The following is a 25503-nucleotide window of genomic DNA, read 5'->3' on the forward strand; positions in this document are numbered from 1 at the left end:
AGCCCGTCCGCGTACGGATCCTGCTGCGCGAGCAGATCACCCTCCCTGCTCGGTCCCGCCCCCGAGGGCGAGGACCCCGACGTCCTCCTCGACCGGGTGCGCGCCGCAGCCGAGGGGCCTGCCCCGCCCCGACCGCCGCCCTGTACCTGGCCGACGTCGACACCACCGGTGCCCTCACCCGCGCCCTGGACCCGGATCCCGGACAGGTGTGGATCGTGCGGCCCGACGCCCACGTGGCCGCCGTGGTCTCCGGACCGGACCCGGACGCCGTCCACACGGCGGTGCGCACCGCCCTCGGACTCGCCCCCGACCGCCCCGCCCCGCCCACGCGCCACCCGCAGACCACCACGACCCGCTGATCCCGAACAACCACGGCTCGACGACCACGGTAAGGAGATCACCGCATGGCCCACTACCGGAAGGTGGGCGAGGTGCCCCGCACCCGCCACACCCAGCACCGCAACCCCGACGGCGGCCTCCATTACGAGGAGCTGATGGGGGAGGAGGGCTTCTCCAGCGACTCCTCGCTCCTGTACCACCGCGCGATCCCCTCGGCGATCGTCGACGCCGCCGAGTGGGAGCCGCCCGACCTGACCCGCACCCGCAACGCGCCCATGGTGCCCCGCCACCTGAGGCTGCACGCGCTCTTCGCCGACCAGGACTGCAAGGCCGCCGACGTCGTCGAGTCGCGCCGCCTGGTCCTGGGCAACGACGACGTGCGCATCTCCTACGTCTCGCCGGGGCGCCCTCGCAGCTGTACCGCAACGGCATCGGCGACGAGTGCGTCTACGTCGAGTCCGGCCAGGCCCGCGTGGAGACCGTCTTCGGCGCCCTCGACGTCGGCCGCGGCGACTACGTCATCCTGCCGCGCGCCACCACCCACCGCTGGGTGCCCACCGGCGACGATCCGCTGCGCGCCTACGTCGTGGAGGCCAACAGCCACATCGCGCCGCCCAAGCGCTACCTGTCGCGCTACGGGCAGTTCCTCGAACACGCGCCCTACTGCGAACGCGACCTGCGCGGGCCCTCCGAGCCCCTGCTCGCCGACGGCGAGAACGTGGACGTGCTCATCAAGCACCGCGGCGACGGCCCCGGCGGTATCTCCGGCACCCGCTACACCTACCCCGCCCACCCCTTCGACGTCGTGGGCTGGGACGGGTGCCTGTACCCGTACGTGTTCAACATCGACGACTTCCAGCCGATCACCGGCCGCGTCCACCAGCCGCCGCCCGTCCACCAGGTGTTCGAGGGGCACAACTTCGTCATCTGCAACTTCGTGCCCCGCAAGGTGGACTACCACCCCGAGTCCATCCCCGTGCCCTACTACCACTCCAACGTGGACTCCGACGAGGTCATGTTCTACTGCGGGGGCGACTACGAGGCCCGCAAGGGCTCCGGGATCGGCCAGGGGTCGATCTCCCTGCACCCCGGCGGCCACTCGCACGGACCGCAGCCCGGCGCCTACGAGCGCAGCGTCGGCGTGCACTACTTCGACGAGCTCGCAGTCATGGTCGACACCTTCCGCCCGCTCGACCTGGGCGAGGGCGGCCTGGCCAGCGACGACGGCGGCTACGCGTGGACCTGGGCCGGAGGGAGGAGGGACCGGTGAGCCATCCCCTCTACCGCCGCCTCTTCGACGACGCCGCGCTCTTCCCGCCCGGCGACGCGCCCATGGGCGAGGCCGTTCCCGCCCACCGCGAGTACCGCTCGGGGTGGCGCGGCGACCACGTCGGCCCGTTCCTGGTCGCCGACGGCCGCGTGGCCGAACTGCGCGCCGTCCTGGCCCGGGAGCAGGACCCGCCAGGGCCCCTGGAGGTCGCGGTCACCGTCCCCGGCGGCCCCGAGGGCATCGGCGCCGCCGTGGAGTCCGTGCTCGCCGACCCCGCGCTGCGGCTGGTCGGAATAGAGGCCGCCGCGGCGCCCGGCGCCGCCGCGGCCGTCGCCGCGGGTCTCACCCGCCACTCGCCGCCGGGAGTGTCCGGGTTCGTGGAGGTCTCCCGGCAGGGGGACGTGCGCGCCGATCTGGACGCCCTGGCCGGCACCGGCCTCAGCGCCAAGTTCCGCACCGGCGGGCTCACCCCCGAGGCCCACCCCGACGAGGCCGAACTCGCCGCGTTCACGGCCGCCGCCGTCTCCCGCGACCTTCCGTTCAAGTGCACCGCCGGACTGCACCACGCCGTCCGCCACACCACCGCCGAGGGCTTCGAACAGCACGGCTTCCTCAATCTGCTCGTCGCCACCGCCGCGGCCCTCGACGCGCCGGAACCGACGACCTGGCCGGGATCCTGTCCGACCGCGACGGCGCCGCCCTGGCCGACGCCACCGCCCGGCTGACCCCCGACCGGGCCGAGGCCGTCCGCGCGAGGTTCCTCTCCTTCGGCACGTGCGGCGTCGTGGAACCCCTGGAGGACCTGGTCGCCCTCGGCGCCCTCGCCCCCGGGGCCCGGCCGCACTGACCGCCACCACAGAAAGCAGCGATGATGCCCGACACCTGGCTCGACCTGGACCCGGAGGCGCCGTTCGGCCCGGCGACCCTGCCCTACGGGGTGTTCAGCACCGACGCCGACCCCGCGCCGCGTACGGGCGTGGCGATCGGTGACCACGTCCTGGACCTCGGCGCCGCCGCCCGCGCCCTGGGCGCGCCCTTCGCCGACACCGTCGCCCAGTCGAACCTCGACGCCCTCCTGGCCGCCGGGAGACCCGTCTGGGACGCGGTGCGCTCCGCCCTGACCACGTGGTTCACCGATCCCGCCCACGCCGACGCGATCCGCCCGCATCTCGTCGACCGGTCCCGGGCACTCCTGCACCTGCCGTTCACGGTCGCCGACTACGTGGACTTCTACGCCTCGGAGCACCACGCGAGCAACGTCGGTCGGATGTTCCGCCCCGACCAGAAGCCCCTCACCCCCAACTGGAAGCACCTGCCCATCGGGTACCACGGCCGGTCCGGCACCGTCGTGGTCTCGGGGACCGACATCGTGCGCCCCACCGGCCAGCGCAAGCCCCCCAACGAACCCGCGCCCCTCTTCGGGCCCTCCGCACGCCTGGACATCGAGGCCGAGGTGGGGTTCGTCGTCGGGACGCCCAGCCCCATGGGCGAGCGGGTCGGAGTGGACGACTTCGCCGACCACGTGTTCGGGGTGTTCCTGCTGAACGACTGGTCCTCGCGCGACCTCCAGGCCTGGGAGTACGTACCGCTGGGGCCGTTCCTGGGCAAGTCCTTCGCCACCTCGATCTCCCCGTGGATCGTGCCGCTGGCCGCGCTGGAGTCGGCCCGCGTCGAGCAGCCCGCCCAGGACCCCGAACCGCTGCCCTACCTGCGCGGCGGCCAGCGTGGGGGCTGGACCTGGACCTGGAGGTGCGGATCAACGGGCACGTGGTCTCGCGTCCGCCGTTCGCCACGATGTACTGGACGGCCGCGCAGCAGCTCGCGCACATGACCGTCAACGGGGCGTCGCTGCGGACCGGCGACGTGTACGCCTCCGGAACGGTCAGCGGTCCCGAGCGCGACCAGCGCGGGTGCCTGCTGGAGCTGACCTGGAGCGGCGAGGAGCCGCTGCGGCTGCCGGACGGGACCGAGCGGACGTTCCTGGAGGACGGGGACGAGGTGGTCATCACCGCGACCGCGCCCGGCCCGGACGGGAGCCGGGTGCACTTCGGTGAGGTCGCCGGCCGGATCCTGCCCGCGCGCTGACGCACGGGCGGCGGCCCCGCGCACCCCGGGCGGACGTGCGCGGGGCCGCTGACAGACAGGGACTGGCAGCCCGGCCCCCGCGCCCCTAGCCTGAGAAGGATGAGTACTCCCTCGGACACTCAGAACCCCCGCCCCTTCGACGCGACGCCTTCCTCCAGCGCCCCCGCGCGCACGAGATGGGCATCTACAAGCGCTACTTCGATCTGATCGCCTCGGGCGCGAAGACGACCGAGATCAGAGTCAACGACTCGTCGCGCAAGCGGTTGAAGGAAGGGGATCTTCTCCGGTTCAAGTGCCGTGATGAAGAAGTGCTCACGAGGATCACGCGGATTGCGCGGTATGCCGACTTCGACGAGATGTTCGAGCACGAGCCGGTCTCGTCAGTCAACCCGACCGCCTCGAAAACCGACCAGCTGCGCAACATCCGGGAGATCTACCCGCCTGAGCGTGAAGCCCTGGGCGTGGTCGCGATCGGGATCGAGCTGGTCGAGGTGTAGCAGGAGACGGTGAAAAGCCCCTCGCCTCTGGAGCGCTCGGAAGCGGCGGTGCTGTCATGTGAAGCGGGCCGCTGCGGTGACCGGGTCCGTCGACCTGGGCACGACGACGGGATCACCGGCAGGATCCTGCCCGGTGCCGTCACGCGAGCTGCTGAGCCAGGGCGACGATGACGCCCTCGGGGCCGCGGACGTAACAGAGCCGGTAGCTGTCCTCGTACCGCGCCACCTCGCCGAGGAGTTCGGCGCCGCGGGCGCGCAGGCGGGCCAGGACGTCGTCGATGTCGTCGACGGCGAACATGATGCGACGGATGCCCAGCGTGTTCGGCGGCGCGTTCTCCGGGGCGGCGCTGATCGCCGTCGGCGTGTGGAACTTCGTCAGCTCGACCCGGCCGTGGCCGTCCGGGGTCCGCATCATCGCGATGTCGGCTCGGACGCCGTCGAGCCCGACGACCTGGTCCACCCACCGTCCCCCGACCGGCGCCTCCCCCTCAAGGCCCATGCCGAGTTCGGTGAAGAAGGCGATGGCGGCTCCGAGGTCGTCGACGACGACGCCGACATGGTCCATCCGCTGAATCGTCATGCCCCAGAGCCTAGGGCTGAGGTCCGACGATCGGGCGCAGGAAGCGTGTGCGTCCACCGCGTGAGCCGTGCGGCGGTCGTGGAGCCCGCCGAGCGGTTCGGGCGCCGGCCGCCCCGGACCGGGGGCCGGGGCGGCCTCGTGGAGGTTCGGGGTCCGGATCACTCGGGTCGACGGCTCACCGCCACGTCCACCTGGTTCACCGCGTTGGCCGACGCGATCGAGAACAGCAGGTGCGCCAGCTCGCCCTCGCTGAACCGCGTCCTGGCCTCCTCCCACACCCGGTCGGGCACGGGTCCGCGCCCGGTCACCGTCATGGCCTCGACAAGATCCAGCGCCGCCCGCTCCTTGGGGGTGAACAGGTCGGTCTGCCGCCACACGGTGACCGCGTGCAGGCGGCGGTCGCTCTCACCCTTGCCCGCGGCGATCTGCGTGTGCTGGTCGACGCCGTGGGCGTTGCCGGTGAGCTGGGCGGCCCGGACCAGGACGAGTTCGGTCAGCAAGGGGTCCAGGAAGCCCACCGCCTTGTCGAGCAGGGCGGCCAGGGCCGTGTTCAGCTGCGGAGCCACCTGGCGCGGCTCCATACGGGGTTCGCATGTGAGGTCACTCATGGTCGAGAGGGTAGCGCGTTGGGTGACTTTCTGGGAGTGGTTTCCATGTTCACCATTCCCGGAGGACCGCCACCAGCGCGTCGACCTCCTCAAGCGTGTTGTACACGTGCAGACTCACCCGCACCGAACCGTCCCTCGGCTCAGCGCCCGCCTGGCAGTGGCCGTCCGACCGGACCATGAACCCGTGGCTGTACAGGATGAACCCCAGGTCACCCGAGTCGATCCGCTCGTGCCGGAACGCGACGATCGACGAGCGCCGCCGCACAGGGGAGTCGTCGGCCAGACTCAACTGGCACCCCAGCACCTCGAAGGCGGGCAGTGCCCCCAACGCCTCGGTCAGCCGCGCCGCCAGCCCCGCGCACCAGCGGTCGATCCGCGCCACACCGGCCCCGTCCAACCAGTCCAGCGCCGCCGCCAGACTGGCGATCCCCACCGTGTTCGGCGTGCCGTCCCACCCGCCGGGGGCGAAGCGCGGCCCCCGGGCCTGCCGCGACCACACCGCTCCGATCCCGGGCAGCGCCATGGTCTTGTGCCCGGAGAAGACGACGAAGTCGACGTCGAGATCGGCCACCGACACCGGCAGGTGGCCCACGCTCTGCGCCGCGTCCAGACAGATCACCGCGTCCGGACCGACCGCCTCGCGCACCCGCTGGACGTTCATGTCGCCCCCGTACACGTGGTGCACGTGGGTGAGCGCCACGAACCGCGTCCGGGGCCCGACCAGCGCCGCCAGGGCGTCGGTGTCGTAGTCGCCCGACCCGGCCTGCCGGGGCATCTCCAGCACCCGCACCCTGATCCCGCGCCTGGCCAGCGCCTCGCGCGCCTCCAGCCACGGCGACAGGTTGGCCTGGTGGTCGGCGAACGGCACGACGATCTCGTCCCCGTCCTCCAACAGCCCGGTCAGCCAGTCGAGGGCGACCCCGCGCAGCCCCTCGGTCGTCCCGCTGACGAAGTCGACGGAGGATCGCGAGGGCTCCGGATCGCCGAGGAACGCCTTGACCCGATCACGGGTGCGCTCCACCATCGCCGTCGTCGCGTTCGCCCAGGGGTAGGTGCCGCGTCCGGCGTTGGCGTTGCCGGTCGCAGGTACTCCTGGACCGCGTCCAGCACGGCGCGCGGCTTCTGTGAGGTGGCGGCGCTGTCAAGGTAGGCCAGGTCCGGGTGGCCGGTGATGATCGGGAACTGCGCGCGCAGGGACCGCTGCCAGTCTCCGAGCTCCTCCCACACCCGATCCACGTCAGTCACGCACCAGCGGGGCGCCGGCGTCGCGCCAGGCGATGATCCCGCCCGCCAGGCTGCGCGCGTCGGTGTGGCCCATCCGGGCGAGCAGGGCGGCGTAGCGCGCCGACCGCTCGCGACCGGACACGCCAGCAGGACGGGCTGACGGGTGCTGAACGGCAGCCCGCCGCGCAGCATCTCGTCGAACAGTTCGTCCACGATGTTCATCGAGCCCTCGATGTGCAGCGCCGCGTAGGCGAACGGGCTGCGCAGGTCGACGACGAGCGGTCGCTCCTGCGCGATCCAGCCGCGGGCCGCGTCGACCTCCAGCGCCGGCGCGGCGAGCACCTCTCCCTCGGTCAGGCTCGCCACCGAGTTGGTCTCGGGCGGCCGGCGGAACAGGTCCGGGCGCAGTCGCCGCACATAGCTGAGGTAGCTCTCGCACCGGTCGCACACGATGAAGACGGCGCTCGCACGGCAGGTCAGCGTCGCGTCGACCTCCCGCAGGTGGCGCACGGCCCCGAAATAGGCCGCGCCACCCGTCGGACCGGCCAGGATCCCGCACCGGCGCACCAGCGTCAGCATCCCCTCGACCGCGTCCCCGGCGCTGACGTCCTCGATCGTGTCGTAGACCCCCGGATCGAACAGCCCCACCTCGTGCACCTCGTCGATGGTCCGGATGCCCGGGATGAAGTCCGACTTGGCCCCGACCAGCCCGACCACGCGCGTCCCCGGGTCGTGCTCACGCAGCACCCGCGCCACCCCCGTGGAGGAGCCCGCGGTGCCCACGCACGCCACGAAGAACTCCGGTGCGCGCCCGCCCAGGTCGGCGACGATCTCCGGCCCCGTCCCCGTCGCGTGCGCGTCGGCGTTGCGGGGGTTGAAGTACTGGTCGGTGTGCAGGTGGGTGCCGCCGGGCGCGGACAGCTCCTGGTGGATGAGGGTGAGCGGGTCGTCGGTCAGCGTCGGGTCCAGGCACTCGGTGCGCCCCGGCAGCTCCTCGATCTGCGCGCCCAGCAACAGGAGAAGGTCCTTGATCTCCGGCACCCGCATCCGGTTGGTCACGCTTCGGAACGGCAACCCGTGCATGCCCGCGATGGCCGCCAGCGCCTTGGCCGTGTTGCCGCTGGACAGCTCCACGACCGTCGCGCCCGCCCCCCGGGCCTTCGCCAGCCCCGGCCGCGCCATGTTCCACGCCGCCCGGTCCTTGACCGACCCGAACGGGTTGAGCATCTCCAGCTTCGCGTACAGGTCGATGTTGCGCAGACCGTGTACGGCCGGGTCGACGCGCACGAGCGGGGTGTCGCCGATGGCGTCGACGATGCTGTCGTACCTCACACCGACCTTCCTTCCGGACGCGCGACGGGGGAGTAGTGCTCGTCCAGGGTCCACCGCCAGCGTCCCGGCTCCCCGTCGACGGCGACCTTGCGCGCCGGGGGCTGGCGCTGGGCGTGTGTGGCGGCGAAGTCCATGCAGTAGCCCGCGGTGTTGGCGAAGGCCAGCAGGTCGCCGGGCCGGGGGTGGCGGGGGAGGAAGACCCTGCGGCGGGTGATGAGGTCGCTCTCCAGACACAGGCTCCCGGTGAGGAACACCCCCGCGGGCCCCGTCGCCCCGGCGCCGGGACCGCCGGGACCCGGATCGGGGCCCCCGCGGTCCAACAGCACGGGGTCGACGAGCACGCCGTGGTCCTCCAACCCGATGTCGGTGGCCTTGGCGGCGAGCCGAAGCATGGGTTCGCCCGCCCGCGTGCGACGGGTCTCCAGCACGCGCGCCAGGGTGAGTCCGCACTGGTCGAGCAAAGCTCGGCCGGGCTCGACGTACAGGTCGTAGAGGCTCTCCAGCAGCAGGGCGCCCAGACCGCGGCCCAGGGTCGGAGCGGTCCGCGACAGCAGGGCGTCCAGGTAGGCGGGGCCCGCGTCCGGGCGATAGGCGGGGTACAGACCGAGCGAACCGCGCACGGCGCCGCCCTCGGCGCGCAGGCCGTAACCGTGACCGCCCCAGGTCAGCGGTGGTCGCTCGCCCAGGACGGCCCGGGTCAGCTCGGTGGTGTAGCGGTCCCACCCGTCGCGGTCCTGGACGTAGCCCACCCCGAACCCGCCGCCGACGTCGACGATCCGGGGCTGGAATCCCCGGGCGCGCAGGGCGTGCATCGCGTGCAGACAGCCTTCGAGCGCGACGGCCTTCTCGTCGAGGCTGACGGTGTCCAGGTGGTAGGCGGCGCCGACGGGCTCGATCGCGTCGCGGTGCCGTTCCAGGTCGTCCAGCACACCGTCCAGCGCGGAGGCGGGGACCCCGAACCGGCTCTCGCGCGACCTGATGGCCACCCCCGGCGCGGTGAACCCGGACAGCCGGACCAGGACGCGTACCGGCGTCAACCGGTGGTCGCGGACCAGGCGCGCGAGTGTGTCCAGCTCCGCGGGGCCGTCGATGTGGACGGTGGCCCCCGTCAGCGCCGCCAGCCACAGGAAGTCGCTGTCCTTGGGCCCGGAGGCGACGATCCGGTCACCGGTGAACCCGGCGCCGAGCACGTGCCGCAGTTCGCCGATCGAGGCCACGTCGACGCCCGCGCGAGTCGCCGCCAGCCGCCGGACCAGGGCGCTGGAGCGGTTGGCCTTGTGCGCGAAGAACTCGCGTCCGCCCAACCGGTGGGCGCGGCGGACGTCGGCGAAGCGCTCGGCGTTGTCCGCGATCCGGTCGGGCAACAGGACGTCCAGGGGGGAGCCGAGCGCGTCGGCCAGGGTGTGGAGGAGATCGGACGAGCCCAGAAGGGGCGCCAGCGGGGGTTCCAGCCGCGGTCGCAGGTACAGGGGGGCCTCGTCCACCCGGCTCTTCCTCCCCAGAGCGGAACACTCTCGACAGTCCTTCCGACTCCTTTCCAGTTGCCGTGTGCCTTACCCGCGCACGATCGCCGCTCCACGCTGCGTGGTGCGGCCGCTGGAGGGGTCTGCCGAGGAAGACGGCACTGCGACCCGCACAAACTATGACCAGGGTCACAGTGCCGAAGGCGGGGCGGCCCGGCGAGGAGTGGACTCGGAACGGTCGGCTCCGATCGCGCCGCTCACCCGGACGGGGGCAGCCGTCCGGGCGGAGCCCGCCGCGCCGCGATTCGGGCCGCGAGCGCCTGACCGGCGGACCCGCGCTCGCGGGGGGTACGGGCGCGAACGGTGTCCGAGTGTGGCCAAACGCCTGTGAAACCCCGGTGACCTGGTCATAATGAGGCTCCTTCCCGTCATCGGACACGGTTGGGAGATCCCCCATGGCCTCTTCCCCCAACAGCCGGACCACGACCGCGGACGATCACCACGCGCGAGCGTGCCCCGCCCACGCGGCGCGCAGGCTCCCCACACGACGCCTCCCAGCCGTGCTCGCCGCAGCCCTGCTCGCCCTCGGTCCGGTCGGAGCCCCGGCCTCCGCGACCGAAGCCGACCCGTCCGGGCCCGCCGATCCCTTCGTCGACCAGTTCACGCCGGACCCCGAACTCCAGGAGACTCCCGAGCCCGGGCACGCGGCTCGGGAGGTGACCGTGCACGAGCACCTGCTGTGGGCGCCGACCTCGTCGCTCGTCAAGACCGTCGTGGTTCGCGACGCTCCGGCCTGCGCCCTTCCCGAGGGGGAGGAAGGCCCCTCTGCGGACGGGAGCAGGGGGGTGCGTCTGGACGGCGCGGTGGCCCTCGGAGAAGGGCTCGAAGTCGTTCCGGTGCCGGAACCGACCGTGTACTACGCCGACCCCGACGACCTCGTCATCGAGTTCGAGGGCGCCCTCGACGCCCCCTGGGGGGAGACGGTCACGATCACGGTCGAGTGCCTGACGACCGAGGACTCGTGGGTTCCGGTCGGCGAGGGTTCGTACGTCATCCCCCCGCCCTCGGACGTTCTCCCCTTCGGCCTGGACTTCCCCACCGCGGTCGACTTCGGTCCGGTCGTGGAGAACGGGCGCGTGCCGCTCAGCCTCGCCGAGCTGCCCGCCGACGGGCCGGTTGGGCACCCCTACAGCGACCTGGACATCGCGCAGGTGCGGGCGGACCTGGACGGGGAGCCCGCGACGGTCACGGGGACGGACGAGGACGCGCGGGTCGTGTTCCCGCAGGACGCGGAACCGGGTCTGCGCCTGCTGACCCTGAGCTACGACGACCCGGCCTACTGGGAGGTCACCGTGCCCGTCATCAACGGGTACGCCGCACCCGCTCCCGCCGCCGAGCCCCCACCGGCCGCCGAGGTCGAGGGCGACGGTGACGGCGTCCCCCGGCTGGAGGACCTGCGCACGGACCCCGTCACCCTCCTCATCGCGCTCGCCGTCACCACTGCCGCGATCGGCGTCGTGTGGCTGCTCGTCGGTTTTCCCTCCGACGTCTTCAACAAGTCGATCGAGGGCAACCAGGGGCGCATCCGCGGCTGGTGGCACCGCCTCCGTGCCTTCGTGACCGGCCGCCGCGGCGAGCGCCGCGCCCTGCTCACCCCGACCGCGGGAACGGCCTTCGTCGTCTTCTGGATCCTGTCGGCGGCCCTGCCGGTGCTGCTCAACTGGAACCCCGACCCCGAGGCGAGGCCGCTGCTGGACTTCCTCGCCCTCCTGATCGCCGTGTTCGCCGTCACCGTCGTCTACGCGTGGGTGGTCAACGCCCGCGACTGGGCGTGGTCCCAGGTTCCGGGGCGCTTCGAGGTCCTTCCCGCCGGACTGGTCATCGTCGTCGTGTGCTCGGCGGCCTCCGCCGCGGCGAACTTCGAGCCCGGGTACTTCTACGGCCTCATCGCGGGGTTCGCCGCCGTCGCCGACCGCGCCGCGAGAGTGGACCTGCCCGAGGCCGAGCGGGACGGTTTCGTCCGGGAGCACGAGGGCCGCGCCACCCGCCTGGGCGCCTTCAGCGTCCTCGCCCTCAGCATCGTGTGCTACCTGTTCTGGAACTCCCTCAGCGCGGTCGTCGAGGACGGCGGCGCGCCCCTCGGAGTCCTGCTCATGGAGAAGGCGCTGTTCACCACCACCGTGCTGGGCGTCCAGACCGTCGTCTTCGGGCTCCTTCCGATGCGGTTCCTGGACGGCCACCGACTCTGGCGCTGGGGCCGGGCGCGGTGGGCGCTGGCCTTCGCTCCGGGCCTGTTCGTCTTCGTCTACCTGCTCCACATGCACCCGGACCAGGTGGCGGGCAAGACCGCGCCCGAGTCCCTCCTGTCCACGGCCGCGCTCTTCGTCGGGTTCGCAGTCCTGTCCCTGGCCGTCTGGGCCTTCTTCGTCTGGCGCGCCCGCCGTGCCCCAGCCGACCGGGCCCAGCCCGTCGCGGTGGGCGCGTCGACGTCCGCGGAGGCGGCCGTGGCCGATCCCGGACCGGCCACGCGGCCCGATCCCGTCGAGGCGGACCCGGTGGCGCCGACGCCTTCGCAGGAGACGGACGAGCCCCCCACGAACACGGACGGGGCCGCCCCCGCGGACGGCCAGACGGAGCCGGCGCCCGCCGATCCCGAGCCGACGCCCCCTGAGCCCGGGTCCGGCTCGCCAGACACGGACCGAGCCGACCCCGCGGGGACCGAGGAGGACGAGTCCGACGAGGAACGGCCGTCAGAGGCCCACCGGGACACGACCGGTGAACCGGACGAGCCTCGGATCACCGGCCCCTCCGCGGACGGCGACGGTGACCTCGCAACCGGCCCCGTCGAGGTCGCCGCACCGACCGCCACGGATCCGGCACCCGATGACGCCGTCCGCACGGAGGAACGTTCCCGACAGGACTGACGGGTCGCCGGGGCCTGGCACGGAACGGCCGGAGAGGCGTTCGGCGCGGCCCCCGGGCGTGGCGCGGTCGACGTCGCCGTGGGCCGACCGGCGGCCGAGGTGAGCTGACCGCACGGGGGCGGGGAGGGGGTTAACCCCGCCGCGCCAGGGCGCGCAGCAGGTACGGCAGGAGGCGGTCGGCCATGTCCGCGCCCGGGTCGCGCCGGGCACGTGCGGGATGAGGAACGTGTGCGTGAGCATCGGACCGATCACCATCTCCCCGATGACCAGGGGGTCCCGCACCGGCGCGATCTCTCCGCGCGAGGCGGCCCGTTCCAGCAGCGCCTCCACCCGGTTGCGCAACGGCAGCACGTACGCGTCGAACAGCACGTCCGCCAGCGCCTGGTTGTGCGCGGCCTCGCCCACGACCGCGCGCAGCAGCCACCCCGAGGGGCCGTCGAGCGCTTGGGCCTTGTCGTGCAGCAGCCGGCTCAGGTCCGAGCGCAGGCTTCCCGTGTCATGGTCCGGCCCCAGGTCCTCGGCCCAGGCCTGGGTGGCTCCCACCACCAGGTGTTCCTTCGACTGCCAGCGTCGGTACAGCGTGGCCGTGGACACTCCGGCGCGTTTGGCGACCGCGGCCGTGGTCAGGCCGCTGTACCCGTGCTGCCGGAGCTCGGCGAGGGTGGCGTCCATCAGCGCACGGTCCCGGGCGGCGTCCCGCGGCCGCCCCCGTGCGGAGGCGCCGGACGCTCCGGGCAGATGGTCTGTGGTCATGCCGGAATCCTATGTGAGTCGACCCGTTGGAAAAACGAAACAGTGCCGTTTAGTATCTGTCCATGGTTGACACACAAGCCCACCGTGAACCTCTGACCGACATCGCCGCGATCCCGGGGATCGTCGACCGACTGCGCGCCGCCTTCGCCGACGGTCGCACCAAGCCCGTCTCCTGGCGCCGAGAGCAACTGCGCGCCCTGCGCCGTCTGCTCGTCGAGGAGCGCGCCACCCTGGAGCGTGCGCTCCAGGCCGACCTGGGAAAGAGCCCGATCGAGACGCACACCACCGAGATCGGGTTCGTGGTCAAGGAGATCGACCACACCCTCAAGCACCTCGCGTCCTGGCTGCGTCCCCAGCGCGTCCCGGCGCCGATGGCCCTGGCACCCGCCAAGGCGCGCCGCGTGCGCGAACCCCTGGGCACCGTCCTGATCATCGCGCCCTGGAACTACCCGGTGAACCTGTCCCTGGCTCCCCTGGTCGGCGCCATCGCAGCCGGGAACACCGCCCTGCTCAAGCCCAGCGAACTCGCGCCCGCCACCTCAGCCGCCCTGGCCGAACTGCTGCCCCGCCATCTGGACACCGAGGCGATCGCGGTCGTCGAGGGCGGTGTCCCCGAGAGCACCGCGCTGCTCGAACAGCACTTCGACCACATCTTCTACACCGGTAACGCGCCGTCGGCCGCATCGTCATGGCGGCCGCCGTCAAGCACCTGACCCCGGTCACCCTGGAACTGGGCGGCAAGAGCCCCGCCATCGTCGAACCCGGCGTCGACCTGGCCACCACCGCCCGCCGTCTGGCCTGGGGCAAGTACACCAACGCCGGACAGACCTGCGTGGCCCCCGACTACGTCCTGGCCATCGGCGACGCGGCCGACGAACTCGAACGCGAACTCGCCGCCGCCATCACCGAGATGTTCGGCGACGACCCCCGCACCAGTCCCGACTACGGCCGGATCGTCAACGAACGCCACTTCGACCGGATCACCGCACTGCTCGACTCCGGCACCGCCGTCGCCGGGGGTGAGCACGACCGCGACACCCTGTACATTGCGCCGACCGTCCTCGGCGGCGTCACCGCCGACACACCCGTCATGGCCGAGGAGATCTTCGGTCCGATCCTGCCCGTCATCCGCGTCCCCGACCTGGACGCCGCCATCGCCTTCGTCAACGAGCGCGACAAGCCCCTGGCCCTGTACGCGTTCACCGACTCCGAGGAGACCAAGCGCCGCCTGACCACCCAGACCTCCTCCGGAGGGCTGGCCTTCGGGCTGCCGGTCGCCCACCTGGTCGTGCCGGACCTTCCCTTCGGCGGCGTCGGCGAGAGCGGTATGGGCGCCTACCACGGGGCGGCCTCCGTCGACACCTTCTCGCACACCAAGTCGGTGCTCGACAAGTCCCTGTTCATGGACACCATGCGGGTCGTGTACGCGCCCGTCACCGACCTCAAGGAGCGGATCCTGCGCCGCATGCTCTGAGCGGACCGGACGGTCGCCTCACTCGTGCCGGGCGTCGGTGTACACGTCGCCCGGCTCCAGCGTGCCGTCGAACAGCTCGGTGACCGACACGAAGTGGAACCCCTGCCGGTGCAGCTCCGCCAAGACGTCCGGGATCGCCCGCACCGACGATGCGTGGATGTCGTGGAACAGCACCACGCTGCCGGACGTGCTGTGCTCGATCGCGTACCCGGCCACCTCGTCGGTGTCGCGGCTGCGCCAGTCCATGGTGTCCACGTCCCAGAGGATGATCGGCAGGCCCACGTTCTTGCGCACGGTCCCGTTCAGCGACCCGTACGGCGGCCGCATCGAGGGCGGGTCCGAACCGGTCACCTCGCGCACCGCCCTGTTGGTCCGCGCCATGTCCGACTCGATCGACTCCGCGGACTTCCCGCTCAGGTCGTCGTGGTCCCACGTGTGGTTGCCCAGTTCGTGCCCCTCCGAGGCCATCCGCCGCACGGCCTCGGGGAACTCGTCGACCAGGGAGCCCAGCACGTAGAACGTCGCCTTGGCGTCGTACTCGTCGAGGGTGTCCATCAGGGCGTCGGTGTGTTCGCCGGGCCCGTCGTCGAAGGTCAGCGCCACACACTTGAGCCGCTGGCAGTCCAGGGTGTCGCGCTCGTCGGCGGAGCCATCACCCAGGGGCACGTCGGGGTCGGGTCCGGACAGCGCCGCCTCCCGGGCACGGAAACCCAGCTCGGACAGGACCTCCTCGGCGGCCTCGGGCTCGATCGGCAGTACCACCTCCGCGACACCGCCCGACCCCGGCACCTGCGTGGGGTCCATGCGCACGGCCAGACCTCCGCCGGTGCTGAACGCCACGTCCTCCAACGGGGAGCCCTCCCACGCCTCGGCGACCTCCCGCGCGCGATCGACGTCGAGCAGACCGCCGCGCGCCCCCTCGGCCGCCTCGGCACGCGCTCCCGCACCCGCGGCTCCCGCCGTGTCGGTGGACTCCGACCCGTCCTCGGACCCGGCGTCGGTGGCCTCGACCTCCTCGCGCGCACGCGCGGCGGCCTCGCCGATCACCCCGGGCAGTTCCGCCAGGGGCAGGTGGTAGTGCTCCTGGAGCACCTCGGCCAGGTGGACGTGCGCGCGTTCGACGGCCGCCTCGTCGCGGAAGAGCGCCGTCCAGGGCAGGACCCGTCCGCTGTCGGCGTCGAACCACAGTGTGGAGGACTCCCTGGTCTCCCGCATGCCCGCCGTCGACAGGGCGGTCAGCCGCGCTCCGACGACCTCGGTCGAGGCCGCGACCACGGACACGTCCTGCCGCAGTTCGGGGCGCCCGCTCCCGGACAACTCCTGGAGGAAGGCGGTCTGCCGGGCGGCCATGGCGGTGCGCACCTCCTCGCTGAGCGGGTGTCCCGCGCCCAGCAGTGGATAGCGGTAGCCGACCACGCTGTGCTCGGTCTCGACCGTGTGCTCCCCGACGGCGAGTCCCGGCACCGCTTCGACCGGGACGCCGATCGCCTCGGCGTGGGGCGGCGCGTGCCCGCCGACGTGGCAGCCGGGCACCAACAGCAGCCCCAGCGCCGCACCGGCGGAGAGCATTCGTCGCAACAGGGTGTCACACACGTGGGGACCCTATCGAAATGACCACCCGAAACGGGCGAAGCGCGACGTGAACCGCACGGAGTGTCACGAATTGGCGGAGTCCGCTCCGGGGCGGACCGGGTGGACACCCCCGTTGGTACCCCCCAGAGCCAAGGAAGGGCATCCATGAACCACGGCCACGGCGCCGGTGGCTACGCGCCGCCTCACGGAGGCGGGTACGGAGCCCTTCCTGGGGGCGCCGGGGCCCGGGTTCAGCCGACGGCGGCGGCCACGATCTCCCGGACCTGCGCCAGCACCTCGGCGTGCTCGTCCGGGGCCGTCGTCCGGGGCAGGTGGACGTGCCCCGCCGGGATGGAGCGGCCCGACCGGTCGCGCAGCAGGGTGTTGCGGTAGGCGATCTCGTTGGAGAGGTAGTCGCCTCCGCCGCCCGCGCGGGCGGCCGACCCCTCGGTGGGGCCCTGCGGACGCCGGACCTCCTCGCCCGACCCCGCCGGAACCTCGACCACCTCGGTGTTGGCCACAACCGGATACCGTCCCGGCACCGTGGCCGCGATCCGTTCGCACGGCAGGGACGAGCGTGTCCACTCCGGGACCCGCGGCCCCGGCACCGGCGCGCGCCCCGTGCTCGTGCGTCCGAGGTTGTCCGTGCCGCCGCCGCGCCACACGCCGTTCCAGACCTCAAGGTCGAACCGTTCGGGCCGCCCCCTGCTCAAGGTGATCACGGCGTCGGCGGAGGTGTGGTGGTGGCCCAGGGCCCGCTCCACCACGCCCTCGTCGAAGTCCGACCAGCGCACGGGAAAGATCGCGGAGCGCACCACGGCGGTGCGTTCGCCGACCGGGAAGGTCCATCCGTGCAGGTCCAGAGCCGCGGCCCCGGACGGATTGGAGCACGTGACGTGCTCGTCCAGGCGGAAGGGGTCGAAGCCGGTCACCACGAGCCGGAGCCACCGCTCGCCCGGAGGGAAGTCGATGTCGGCGAAGCCTCGCGACTCCCACTCCAGCAGCCGCAGCAGGTCGGCGCGCTGGTCGTCCGTGAGCGCGAACGCCGGCCGCCAGGCGCGCAGCCGGGCGGAGAGCACCAGGCGGGCCCAGTACAGGGGGCGGTCGTCGGTGTCCCCGGCCTCGGGCCGCGTCGCCTCGGTCCACAGGCGGGATGCGTGCGCGGCGACCGCCTCCCGGACCTGGTCGACGTCGGTGCTGTCCGCCAGGTCGGCCGCGAACAGGGGGTCCGCGGCGTCGAACCCGGAGCGGGCCAGGATCCGCCGCGGCTCGGGGAGTCCGGCTCGGGCCTCTTCGGGGGTGGTGTCGTGCTGCACGGTTCCCTGCCTGGGTCGGGGGAGCGAAACGCCGATGGGACGGGCCGGACGAGTGTAACGCCACCGGTCCCGCGGTCGGGGACGGACCCGGAGCCGTCCGGGGCCCGATCCGGGGGCGGGCGCGGTCGCCTTCGTCCACAACCTCGCCATCAGGGGTGGACCACCGGCCCCGGACTTGGCAGTGTGTGAACCGACAGCCCGTCCCTCTCAACGGAGAGAGAAACACATGCCTACTGCTGCCCTCCCCGACACCGACGTCCTCGCCGAGCGCGCGCGGACCGCGTTGGAGCGGTGCGGAGTCGACCGCCTGCGCGAGCCGATCGGCGCGGCCGGGGTGGCGAGGACGCCCATCACGGGCCAGGTCCTGTTCCCCGTGGAGTTCGACACGCCCGCCTCCGCCGGACGGGCCGTCGGCGCCGTCAAGGAGTGCTTCACCGCCGCCTGGCGGGACACGCCCGCTCCCGAGCGCGGGAAGCTCGTCCACCGGTTCGGCGAGCTGCTGCGCGAGCACAAGGCCGATCTGGCCGAGTTGGTGACGATCGAGGCGGGCAAGATCACCTCCGAGGCGCTCGGCGAGGTCCAGGAGATGATCGACATCTGCGACCTCGCCGTGGGGATGTCCCGGCAGCTCTACGGGCGCACGATGCCCTCCGAGCGACCGGGGCACCGTCTCATGGAGACCTGGCACCCGCTGGGCGTCGTCGGAGTGATCACTGCGTTCAACTTCCCCGTCGCGGTGTGGGCGTGGAACACGTGCGTGGCCCTGGTCTGCGGGAACACGGTGGTGTGGAAGCCCTCGGACCTGACCCCGCTGACCGCGCTGGGCTGCCACGCCCTGCTCATGCGCGCCGCCGCCGACGTCGGCGCGCCCTCGGACGTCCACTCGGTGGTGCTGGGGGGCCGTGACGTCGGTGAGGCCCTGGTCGACGACGCTCGCGTGGCGCTGCTGTCGGCCACCGGCTCGGTCGCGATGGGCCGGACGGTCGGCCCGCGGGTCGCCGCGCGGATGGGCCGGTGTCTGCTGGAGTTGGGCGGAAACAACGCGGCGGTGGTCGCCCGCACGGCCGACCTCGACATCGTGGTGCGCGGCAGCGTGTTCGCCGCCGCCGGGACGGCGGGACAGCGCTGTACCTCGCTGCGCCGCATGATCGTGCACGAGGACGTGGCGGACCAGGTCACCGACCGCATCGTGGACGCCTACAAGCAGCTGCGCGAGCGGATCGGCGACCCGTTCGAGGAGGCGACCCTCGTCGGCCCGCTGATCGGCGAGCGCGGATACTCGGGGATGGTCAAGGCGTTGGACCAGGCCAGGGCCGACGGCGGCGACGTGCTGGTCGGCGGCGGCCGCCGTCTGGAGGAGTCCGGGGCGGACGCCTACTACGTGGAGCCCGCCGTGGTGCGGATGCCCGGTCAGACCGAGATCGTGCGGGAGGAGACCTTCGCGCCGATCCTGTACGTGCTGACCTACCGCACTCTGGACGAGGCGGTGGAGCTGCACAACGGCGTGCCGCAGGGGCTGTCGTCTGCGATCTTCACCCAGGACCAGGCTGAGGCCGAGCGGTTCCTCTCCTCGGCGGGGTCGGACTGCGGCATCGTCAACGTCAACATCGGCACCTCCGGAGCGGAGATCGGCGGTGCGTTCGGCGGTGAGAAGGACACCGGCGGCGGGCGCGAGTCGGGCTCCGACTCCTGGAAGGCGTACATGCGCCGGGCGACCAACACCGTCAACTACGGCGGCGAGCTTCCGCTGGCCCAGGGGGTGCGCTTCCTCTGAAGCGTGTGCCGTGGCTGCTGCCCGTCGCGCATTCGGGGTTTGCGTCCGCGGCGTACGCCCTGGGAGGCCCGTGCGAGGCCGGGGATTCCGGGGGGCCGCCAGGCGGACCCCCGCGAGCCGTTCGGGGACGGTGCGCCTCGGGTGAGCGGCCACCGCACACCGTGGTTCGGTGGCCGGACCGGCGGGCCTCGTTCCCCGTACCCGACACGCCTGAGGCGGGGCGACACCGCCGGTCCGCGGTGGGCGCGCCCACCAGCGCCGGCGCTCCGGGAGCGGGTGTCGTGCGCGGTCGCGCCGTGTCGCTCGCCGGGGCCTGCTGGCGCGGGGTGGGGTCGTCGGGATCCACACCGGCCCTCCTACCGGTGTCCGTCGGGACGGGTGTCACAGGTCTCTCGGGTCGCCGCGCCCACGTGCGGGGGCCGTCGTCCGGGCTCTGCCCGGTCGGCGACCCACGGCGACGTGAGAAGGTTGCGCAGAACCAATATTGTGCACAACTGACCTCTGCTACGGTGAAGCCGTTCGATGGACGTGCCACCCGCGTAAGGGGTGGGGAACCATGGTCGACACCGGTGGGGGCCACCCCCTCGCGCTGGACAACCAGCTGTGCTTCTCCCTGTACGCGGCCTCCCGCGCCCTGACCAGGCTGTACCGCGAACTCCTGGACGACCTGGGGCTCACTGTCCGCAGCACCTGGTCATGCTCGTGCTCTGGGAACGCGGGACGCTGAGCGTCAAGGAGTTGAGTCAGGCACTGCGCCTTGACTCGGGCACGCTCTCCCCACTGCTGCGTCGCCTTGAGGGTGCCGGGCTCCTCACCAGGGAGCGCGGCGCCGCCGACGAACGCGTCATCGAGGCCACGGCGACCGAGGAGGGAACCCGACTGCGCGCACGGGTCCGGGACATCCCGGACCGCCTGCTGGGCGCCGTCGACATGCCCGAGGACCGGGCGCACGAGGTGATAGGGGATCCTCGACCGGATCACCCGTTCCGTGGAGACCGCCACCAGCGGACGCCCGCCCCATCCCCCGCGTGACCGAGCACCGCCACCGACATTCCCATCACCCTCCGACCCCGCGTCGGAGCACAGAAAGGCAGCCATGGCAGTCGACATCCTGTACACCGCCAACGCCACCGTCACCGGTGAGGGCCGCGCTGGAACCGGCAAGACCGACGACGACCGCCTCAACGTCGAACTGTCCGTGCCCAAGGGCCTGGGCGGCGACGACGGCTCCGGCACCAACCCTGAGCAACTTTTCGCCGTGGGCTACGGCGCCTGCTTCCACGGCGCCCTGAAGAAGGTCGCCGGCGAGGCTAAGGCCGACGTCAACGGCTCCGTCATCGACTCCCAGGTAAGCCTGGGCAAGGCCGAGGACGGCTTCGCGCTCGTCGTCGACCTGACCGTCACCATCCCCGGCGCCGACCAGGCCGACGCCGAGAAACTCGTCGAGGCCGCCCACCAGGTGTGCCCGTACTCCCGTGCGACCCGTGGCAACATCGACGTCAACCTCACCGTCAAGACCGCCTGAGGCACGTCCCGAGCGCTGACACGCCGCCCACGACGCGGGGGCGGGGGAACCACGTCCCCCGCCCCCGCGTTCACGCGTGCCCGGACCTCCGTCAGGCGGCGGCTTCCAGCAGCAGCAGCTGGTCCAGGATGTCCTGGAGGGTCACCAGACCGATGAGGCCCTCCTCCTCGACCAGCGACAGGTGGCTGCGGCTGTCGCGCATGATGCTCATCGCCGCGTACATCGGCGTGCTCGCGTGCAGCATGAGCACCGGTCGCATCAGGTCCGCCGCGGTCGTCCCGGGCGGGCAGGTCAGCGCCTCGCGCACGTGCAGCACACCCACCGGCTCACCCTGCTCCATCACCACCAGGCGCAGGTGCGTGGAGGAGCGGGAGACCCGCTTGATCTCCTCCAGGTCCGCGTCCGGCGCCACCCACGCGATCTCCGCGCGCGGGGTGACGATCTCGCTCAGCGGACGGGAGTTGACCTCCAGCGCCGTGGCCAGCTGGTCGCGGCGCTCGGTGTCCAGCGCACCGGCCTTGACCGAGTGCTCCACCAGCTCGCGGACGTCGTCGGGGTTGTGTCCCGTGGCCAGCTCGTCCACCGCCTCGACACCGACCCGGTGCAGACACCAGTTGGTCACCCCGTTGAGGAAGACCAGCATCGGACGGGTGAACCACATGAACGCCCGCATCGGCACCGACAGCATCGTCGCCGACTTCTCCGGGTGCGAGATCGCCCAGGACTTGGGCGCCATCTCACCCACCACCAGGTGCAGGAAGGTCACGATGACCAGTGCCAGCACGAAGGAGAGCGTCGAGGCCACCGCGTGCGGCAGGCCGTGGAACAGCGGCTCCAACAGGTGGTGCACGGCGGGCTTGGAGATCGCGCCGAGCGCCAGCGTGCACAGCGTGATCCCCAGCTGGGACCCCGCCAGCAGCAGCGACAAATCCCGTGCGTTGCGCAGTGCCGCGCGCGCCGCCACGCTGTGGTCGGAGTCGGCCTCCAGCCGGTACCGGCGCGCCGCCACCAACGCGAACTCGATCGCCACGAAGAAGGCGCTCAGCGCGATGATCGCCACGGTCAGGGCCAACGCGACCCACGGGTTCATGTCACTCACGCCCGCACCTCCCGGGACTCGTCGAGTTCGCGCAGCCGCAGCTCCACGGTGTGCGGCACGTGCCGCTGCACCGAGTTGACGATCAGCGTCAACGCCATGTCGGGGTCATCGTCGTGCGCGCTGGTCGGACGGGGCAGAGCGATGTCGACCCGGTCGCCGACCTGGGGCAGGCGGTGCAGCTCGTGGATGACCAGGCCGCCCACGGTCTCGTAGTCGCCCGCCGGCAGATCGTGCCCGAGCAGACGCTCGGCCTCGTCCACGTGCAGCGCGCCGGGCACCATGTAGCTGCCCTCGCCCTCCAGGTGTGCGGGGGCCTCCTCGTCGGGGGAGTGCTCGTCGGCGATCTCGCCGACGAGCTCCTCGGCCAGGTCCTCGATGGTGATCACCCCGGCCAGGCCGCCGTACTCGTCCACCACGCAGGCGAACTCCTCGCCCGCCTCCCGCAGCTGGTCGAGCACGCCCGGCAGCGCGAGCGACACGGGAACCATGACCGTCGCCCTGGCCACCTCGGTGACCTTGATGCTGTCCAGGTCGCGCTCGCCCAGGGCGAGGACGTCACGCAGGCAGATCACGCCGACGATGTCGTCCACGCCGTCCCCGAGGACCGGGAACCGCGAATGGTCGGAGGCCATCAACTCCACGACCCGGCTCACCGGATCGCCCTCCTCCACGGTCGCCACCTCGGGACGCGGGATCATCGCGTGCCCGGCCGTGCGCTCGTGGAAGTCCAGGGTGCGGTCCAACAGGGTGAACAGCTCGGCCGGAAGGTCCCCCGTCTCGCGGGACTCCGCGATGATCCGCTCCAGGTCACGCGGCGTCGCCGCGTGCTGAACGTCCTCGACCGGAGTGATCCGCACCGCTTTGAGCAGCACGATCGCGGCCTGGTCGAACAACCAGATCACCGGACCGAAGATCCGCAGGTACACGTTGGTCGACAGGGCCAGCCAACGGGCGACCGGCTCCGGCTTGGCGATCGCGAGGTTCTTGGGGAACAACTCGCCGAACACCATCTGCACCACGGTGGAGAACAGCAGTGCGATCACGATGCCCACGGCCACGCCGGTTCCGGCGGGGACGCCCGCCGCCCCCAGGAGTTCGCCGAGCCCCTGTCCGATCATCGGCTCGGCCACGTAGCCGACCAGCAGACCGGTCACGGTGATGCCCAGTTGGGCCCCGGAGAGCATGAACGAGGTGCGGTCGGTGACCTTCTTGACGCGCCTGGCCCCGAGGTCGCCCGCCGCGGCCCGCGCCCGCACACGCGAGCGGTCCACGGCCATGTAGCCGAATTCCTGCGCGACGAAGTAGCCCGTCGCCGCGGTGATCACGAGGACCACCAGCATTCCGACGGCGATGCTGAGAACGGTGCTCATCGGGCACGCACCGCCCTGTTCCGCCGCGCGGCGGTGTCTCTACGAAGGTGCGCGCCCCACGAAGAAGGAGGCTCGTCGGAGTCTGGCTCGCAGCATCCACGCGGGATGCTGCCGGTACTTCGGGACGGGTCCACTGTTCCTCTCTCTGCGCCTTCGCGCGTTGGGTGTGATTGAAGTGGTCCTGGTGAAGTGAAAGACGATCGGGGCGGGGGCAAAGGTTCCCCGGTCAGCCCCCGACCGGGGCGTCGGCCTCCCCGCCCAGGGACGCCCACTCGCGGCGCCGCGCCTCGGACAGGGCGATCGCGGTCGCCACGGCCACGTTGAGCGATCCGACCCGGCCGACCTGCGGGATGTAGGTCACCGCGTCAGCGCCGGACAGCAGCGCCGGAGAGCACCCGTGGTCCTCCGCTCCCACGGCCAGGCACACGTCCGGCTCCAGCGGAGCGGTGTGCAGCGGCACCGCGCCGCCGGCCAGCTCCACGGCGACCACTTTGTAGCCCTCACCGCGTGCCGCGGCCAGGGCCTCGCCGCTGGTGGCGAACCGGGTGTGCGGCACCTTGGCCGCCGTGCCCAGGGCGGTCTTGCCGACCTTGGGATCACCGGGGTCCGCGCTGTTGCCCGTGAGCCACAGCTGGTCCACACCGAACGTCGCGCACGTGCGCAGGATCGATCCCATGTTGAACGGCTGGGTGACGGATTCGACGAGAAGGGCGAGCCGCCCCTCGGTGCGCCTGCGCCACTGGCGGTTCAGGCGTTTGACGTCCGTGGGACGCAACTGCGTGCTCAACTGCTGTGTGTTCCTCAGCGGGTCTGTTCCGGGCTGTTCCCGGTGGTCCGGTGTTCGCAACAGGTTACCGGTCACCCGGGGCGACCGCACTCCTGGCCCCGGACACATCAGGCAAAATCGGCTCTCGGCCGCCGATCACGCGTCCTCGAACCGCCGCACGGCCAGCACGCGGAAGCCCGCGCGCGAGGCCACGCGTTCGGCGGGCAGCCCCTGGGCGTCCAGCCACCGCTGCAACGAGTCCGCGCCCAGGTGCCTCTGGACGACCAGGTGCGCCTCGCCCTCGGGCGTGAGCCGCCCCAGCCACGTGCGCAGCATCGCGTGCAGCACCCCCTTGCCCACCCGGATCGGCGGGTTGGACCACACCGCGTCGAAGGGCCCGAGCAACTCCTCGGCCACGGGCGCGTCCTCCGGGGACGGCGCTCCCCGCTCCGTGCCCAGCCCGCCCTCGGGCGAGACCACCGCGAAGCGCGCGTTGCCCAGACCGTGCGCGGCGGCGTTGCGCCGCGCCAGACCCACGGCCCGCGCGTTGACGTCCACGCCCAGCACCCGAGCGCGGGGCGCCCGCGCGGCCATCGTCAGGGCGATCGGGCCGTACCCGCACCCCAGGTCGAGCAGCCGGCCCTCCGGCGGGGGCGCGGGCGCGTCTCCAACAGCACACGGGTTCCCAGGTCGACCTTGTCGGGGGAGAACACGCCCCGGTCGGTGCGCAGCCGCAGGTGCAGGTCGGGCAGGACCAGATCCGCCGTCGAGGGACGGCTGGCGGCGTCGGGGTCGGGGTCGAAGTAGTGCTGGGCCACGCCGTGACGCTACCAAAGCCGCGACACTCCCACCGACGGCGCAAAAACCTCGCCTTCCACCGGACACGAAATGACCAAGGCCACGGACCTGACGACGGAGGACGCAGAAGATGGAGATAGCCGAGGTTTGTGGGGGAAGCATGCGAGCACAGGTAGGTGACCGACTCGTAGTCGAGAGCCCGCGCGCCGACACCCATCGCCGGACCGGGGTCGTGACCGGGGTGCGCGGATCCAAGGGCGAACCGCCGTACCAGGTGCACTGGCTCGACACCGAAGAGGGCCACGACACCCTCGTGTATCCGGGACCGGACGCGCACATCGAGCACACGCCCGGCGCCACGGGCGAACAGGCGGAGGGGGCGAGCAGCATGCAGACGACGAAGCGCTGGGACCTGGACGTCGTCGTGTCGGAGGAGGCCGAGGGTGAGACCGCCCGCACATGGGCCGAGGTGGGCCTGGTAGCCGACGACGGGACCGCGTTGAGGGGCCACGGCATGGCCCGTAAGCACCCGGCTGACATGGACGTCCCGGAGATCGGGGAAGAGCTCGCCGTCTCGCGTGCGCTGTCCGACCTCTCGCGCCAGCTCCGGCAGGTGGCGGCCGAGGACATCAACGAAAACACCGGCACCCCGTGGCGGCCCAGCTGAGCCGACCGCCAGGGCCGCCGCCAGGGCCCCCGGCACCCCGCCGGGGGCCTTCGCGCTGGCTCCTCCT

Annotated in this window: 14 protein-coding genes and 9 pseudogenes; 11 read left to right on the plus strand and 12 right to left on the minus strand. The window is 72.3% G+C overall.

Features of this window, described 5'->3' with window-relative positions:
• From BJF83_RS15645 to BJF83_RS15665, 5 genes and pseudogenes are all read left to right on the plus strand, one after another.
• Nucleotides 1-359 (plus strand): annotated as a pseudogene (locus BJF83_RS15645) (pentachlorophenol monooxygenase); the annotation flags it as partial.
• A gap of 45 nt (nucleotides 360-404) precedes the next feature.
• A pseudogene (locus tag BJF83_RS15650) lies at nucleotides 405-1609 on the plus strand (homogentisate 1,2-dioxygenase).
• Nucleotides 1606-2456, plus strand: a pseudogene (locus BJF83_RS15655) (hypothetical protein). Before BJF83_RS15650 ends, BJF83_RS15655 begins: the two co-directional pseudogenes overlap by 4 nt.
• A 24-nt stretch (nucleotides 2457-2480) precedes the next feature.
• A pseudogene (gene fahA / locus BJF83_RS15660) lies at nucleotides 2481-3694 on the plus strand (fumarylacetoacetase).
• 176 nt (nucleotides 3695-3870) lie between these two features.
• Entirely contained in the window at nucleotides 3871-4191 is a 321-nt protein-coding gene (locus tag BJF83_RS15665; RefSeq protein ID WP_075926874.1) for an ASCH domain-containing protein, read from the plus strand.
• Between the two features lie 139 nt (nucleotides 4192-4330).
• Here BJF83_RS15665 and BJF83_RS15670 read toward each other — a convergent pair whose 3' ends face one another.
• The 5 genes and pseudogenes from BJF83_RS15670 to BJF83_RS15690 all read right to left on the minus strand — a co-directional run bounded on the left by BJF83_RS15670 (nucleotide 4331) and on the right by BJF83_RS15690 (nucleotide 9419).
• Nucleotides 4331-4756, minus strand: coding sequence for a VOC family protein (locus BJF83_RS15670; protein ID WP_075926893.1), 426 nt, complete (start codon nucleotides 4754-4756; stop codon nucleotides 4331-4333).
• Nucleotides 4757-4929: 173 nt separating this feature from the next.
• Nucleotides 4930-5379: a carboxymuconolactone decarboxylase family protein gene (locus BJF83_RS15675; protein WP_075926875.1), complete on the minus strand. Its 450-nt coding sequence runs from the start codon at nucleotides 5377-5379 to the stop codon at nucleotides 4930-4932.
• A gap of 49 nt (nucleotides 5380-5428) precedes the next feature.
• A complete protein-coding gene (locus tag BJF83_RS15680) occupies nucleotides 5429-6403 on the minus strand; it encodes an aminotransferase class V-fold PLP-dependent enzyme (protein ID WP_262391580.1) in 975 nt (324 codons plus the stop codon).
• Between the two features lie 701 nt (nucleotides 6404-7104).
• Nucleotides 7105-7989: pseudogene (locus BJF83_RS29315) on the minus strand (PLP-dependent cysteine synthase family protein); the annotation flags it as partial.
• On the minus strand, nucleotides 7932-9419 hold the full coding sequence (locus tag BJF83_RS15690) for an alanine racemase (protein WP_075926876.1): 1488 nt from the start codon (nucleotides 9417-9419) through the stop codon (nucleotides 7932-7934). The gene BJF83_RS15690 and the pseudogene BJF83_RS29315, both read right to left, overlap by 58 nt.
• 539 nt (nucleotides 9420-9958) lie before the next feature.
• On the opposite strand from BJF83_RS15690, the gene BJF83_RS15700 reads away from it, so the two are divergent.
• A complete protein-coding gene (locus BJF83_RS15700) occupies nucleotides 9959-12322 on the plus strand; it encodes an FGLLP motif-containing membrane protein (RefSeq protein WP_143831904.1) in 2364 nt (787 codons plus the stop codon).
• 130 nt (nucleotides 12323-12452) lie between these two features.
• On the opposite strand, the pseudogene BJF83_RS15705 reads toward BJF83_RS15700, so the two are convergent.
• Nucleotides 12453-13075 (minus strand): annotated as a pseudogene (locus BJF83_RS15705) (TetR/AcrR family transcriptional regulator).
• Between the two features lie 62 nt (nucleotides 13076-13137).
• Between BJF83_RS15705 and BJF83_RS15710 the strand changes: the two are divergent.
• Nucleotides 13138-14549: pseudogene (locus BJF83_RS15710) on the plus strand (aldehyde dehydrogenase family protein).
• Nucleotides 14550-14567: 18 nt separating this feature from the next.
• Here the strand turns inward: BJF83_RS15710 and BJF83_RS15715 are convergent.
• Nucleotides 14568-16118 (minus strand): polysaccharide deacetylase family protein, encoded by a 1551-nt coding sequence (locus BJF83_RS15715; protein WP_075926879.1) that lies wholly within the window; start codon nucleotides 16116-16118, stop codon nucleotides 14568-14570.
• 254 nt (nucleotides 16119-16372) lie between these two features.
• A complete protein-coding gene (locus tag BJF83_RS15720; RefSeq protein ID WP_075926880.1) occupies nucleotides 16373-17437 on the minus strand; it encodes a pyroglutamyl peptidase in 1065 nt (354 codons plus the stop codon).
• A gap of 226 nt (nucleotides 17438-17663) precedes the next feature.
• On the opposite strand from BJF83_RS15720, the gene BJF83_RS15725 reads away from it, so the two are divergent.
• The 3 genes and pseudogenes from BJF83_RS15725 to BJF83_RS15735 all read left to right on the plus strand — a co-directional run bounded on the left by BJF83_RS15725 (nucleotide 17664) and on the right by BJF83_RS15735 (nucleotide 20736).
• Nucleotides 17664-19211 (plus strand): aldehyde dehydrogenase family protein, encoded by a 1548-nt coding sequence (locus tag BJF83_RS15725; RefSeq protein WP_075926881.1) that lies wholly within the window; start codon nucleotides 17664-17666, stop codon nucleotides 19209-19211.
• 556 nt (nucleotides 19212-19767) lie between these two features.
• Nucleotides 19768-20244 (plus strand): annotated as a pseudogene (locus BJF83_RS15730) (MarR family winged helix-turn-helix transcriptional regulator); the annotation flags it as partial.
• A gap of 63 nt (nucleotides 20245-20307) precedes the next feature.
• A complete protein-coding gene (locus BJF83_RS15735; protein WP_075926883.1) occupies nucleotides 20308-20736 on the plus strand; it encodes an organic hydroperoxide resistance protein in 429 nt (142 codons plus the stop codon).
• A gap of 91 nt (nucleotides 20737-20827) precedes the next feature.
• On the opposite strand, the gene BJF83_RS15740 is transcribed toward BJF83_RS15735, so the two are convergent.
• The 4 genes and pseudogenes from BJF83_RS15740 to BJF83_RS15755 all read right to left on the minus strand — a co-directional run bounded on the left by BJF83_RS15740 (nucleotide 20828) and on the right by BJF83_RS15755 (nucleotide 24789).
• A complete protein-coding gene (locus BJF83_RS15740) occupies nucleotides 20828-21835 on the minus strand; it encodes a hemolysin family protein (RefSeq protein WP_075926884.1) in 1008 nt (335 codons plus the stop codon).
• Nucleotides 21832-23205, minus strand: a complete 1374-nt coding sequence (locus tag BJF83_RS15745) for a hemolysin family protein (RefSeq protein ID WP_075926885.1) — start codon at nucleotides 23203-23205, stop codon at nucleotides 21832-21834. The genes BJF83_RS15740 and BJF83_RS15745 overlap by 4 nt, the downstream gene beginning before the upstream one ends.
• A gap of 226 nt (nucleotides 23206-23431) precedes the next feature.
• Nucleotides 23432-23992, minus strand: a complete 561-nt coding sequence (locus BJF83_RS15750) for a TrmH family RNA methyltransferase (protein WP_075926886.1) — start codon at nucleotides 23990-23992, stop codon at nucleotides 23432-23434.
• A 135-nt stretch (nucleotides 23993-24127) separates the two neighbouring features.
• Nucleotides 24128-24789 (minus strand): annotated as a pseudogene (locus BJF83_RS15755) (class I SAM-dependent methyltransferase).
• A gap of 140 nt (nucleotides 24790-24929) precedes the next feature.
• Here BJF83_RS15755 and BJF83_RS15760 point away from each other — a divergent pair.
• Complete coding sequence (locus BJF83_RS15760; RefSeq protein ID WP_075926887.1) at nucleotides 24930-25436, plus strand: dsRBD fold-containing protein; 507 nt, start codon at nucleotides 24930-24932, stop codon at nucleotides 25434-25436.
• Nucleotides 25437-25503 lie beyond the last annotated feature (67 nt).

It is taken from the genome of Nocardiopsis sp. CNR-923, assembly GCF_001942255.1.
Classification (GTDB): Bacteria; Actinomycetota; Actinomycetes; order Streptosporangiales; family Streptosporangiaceae; genus Nocardiopsis.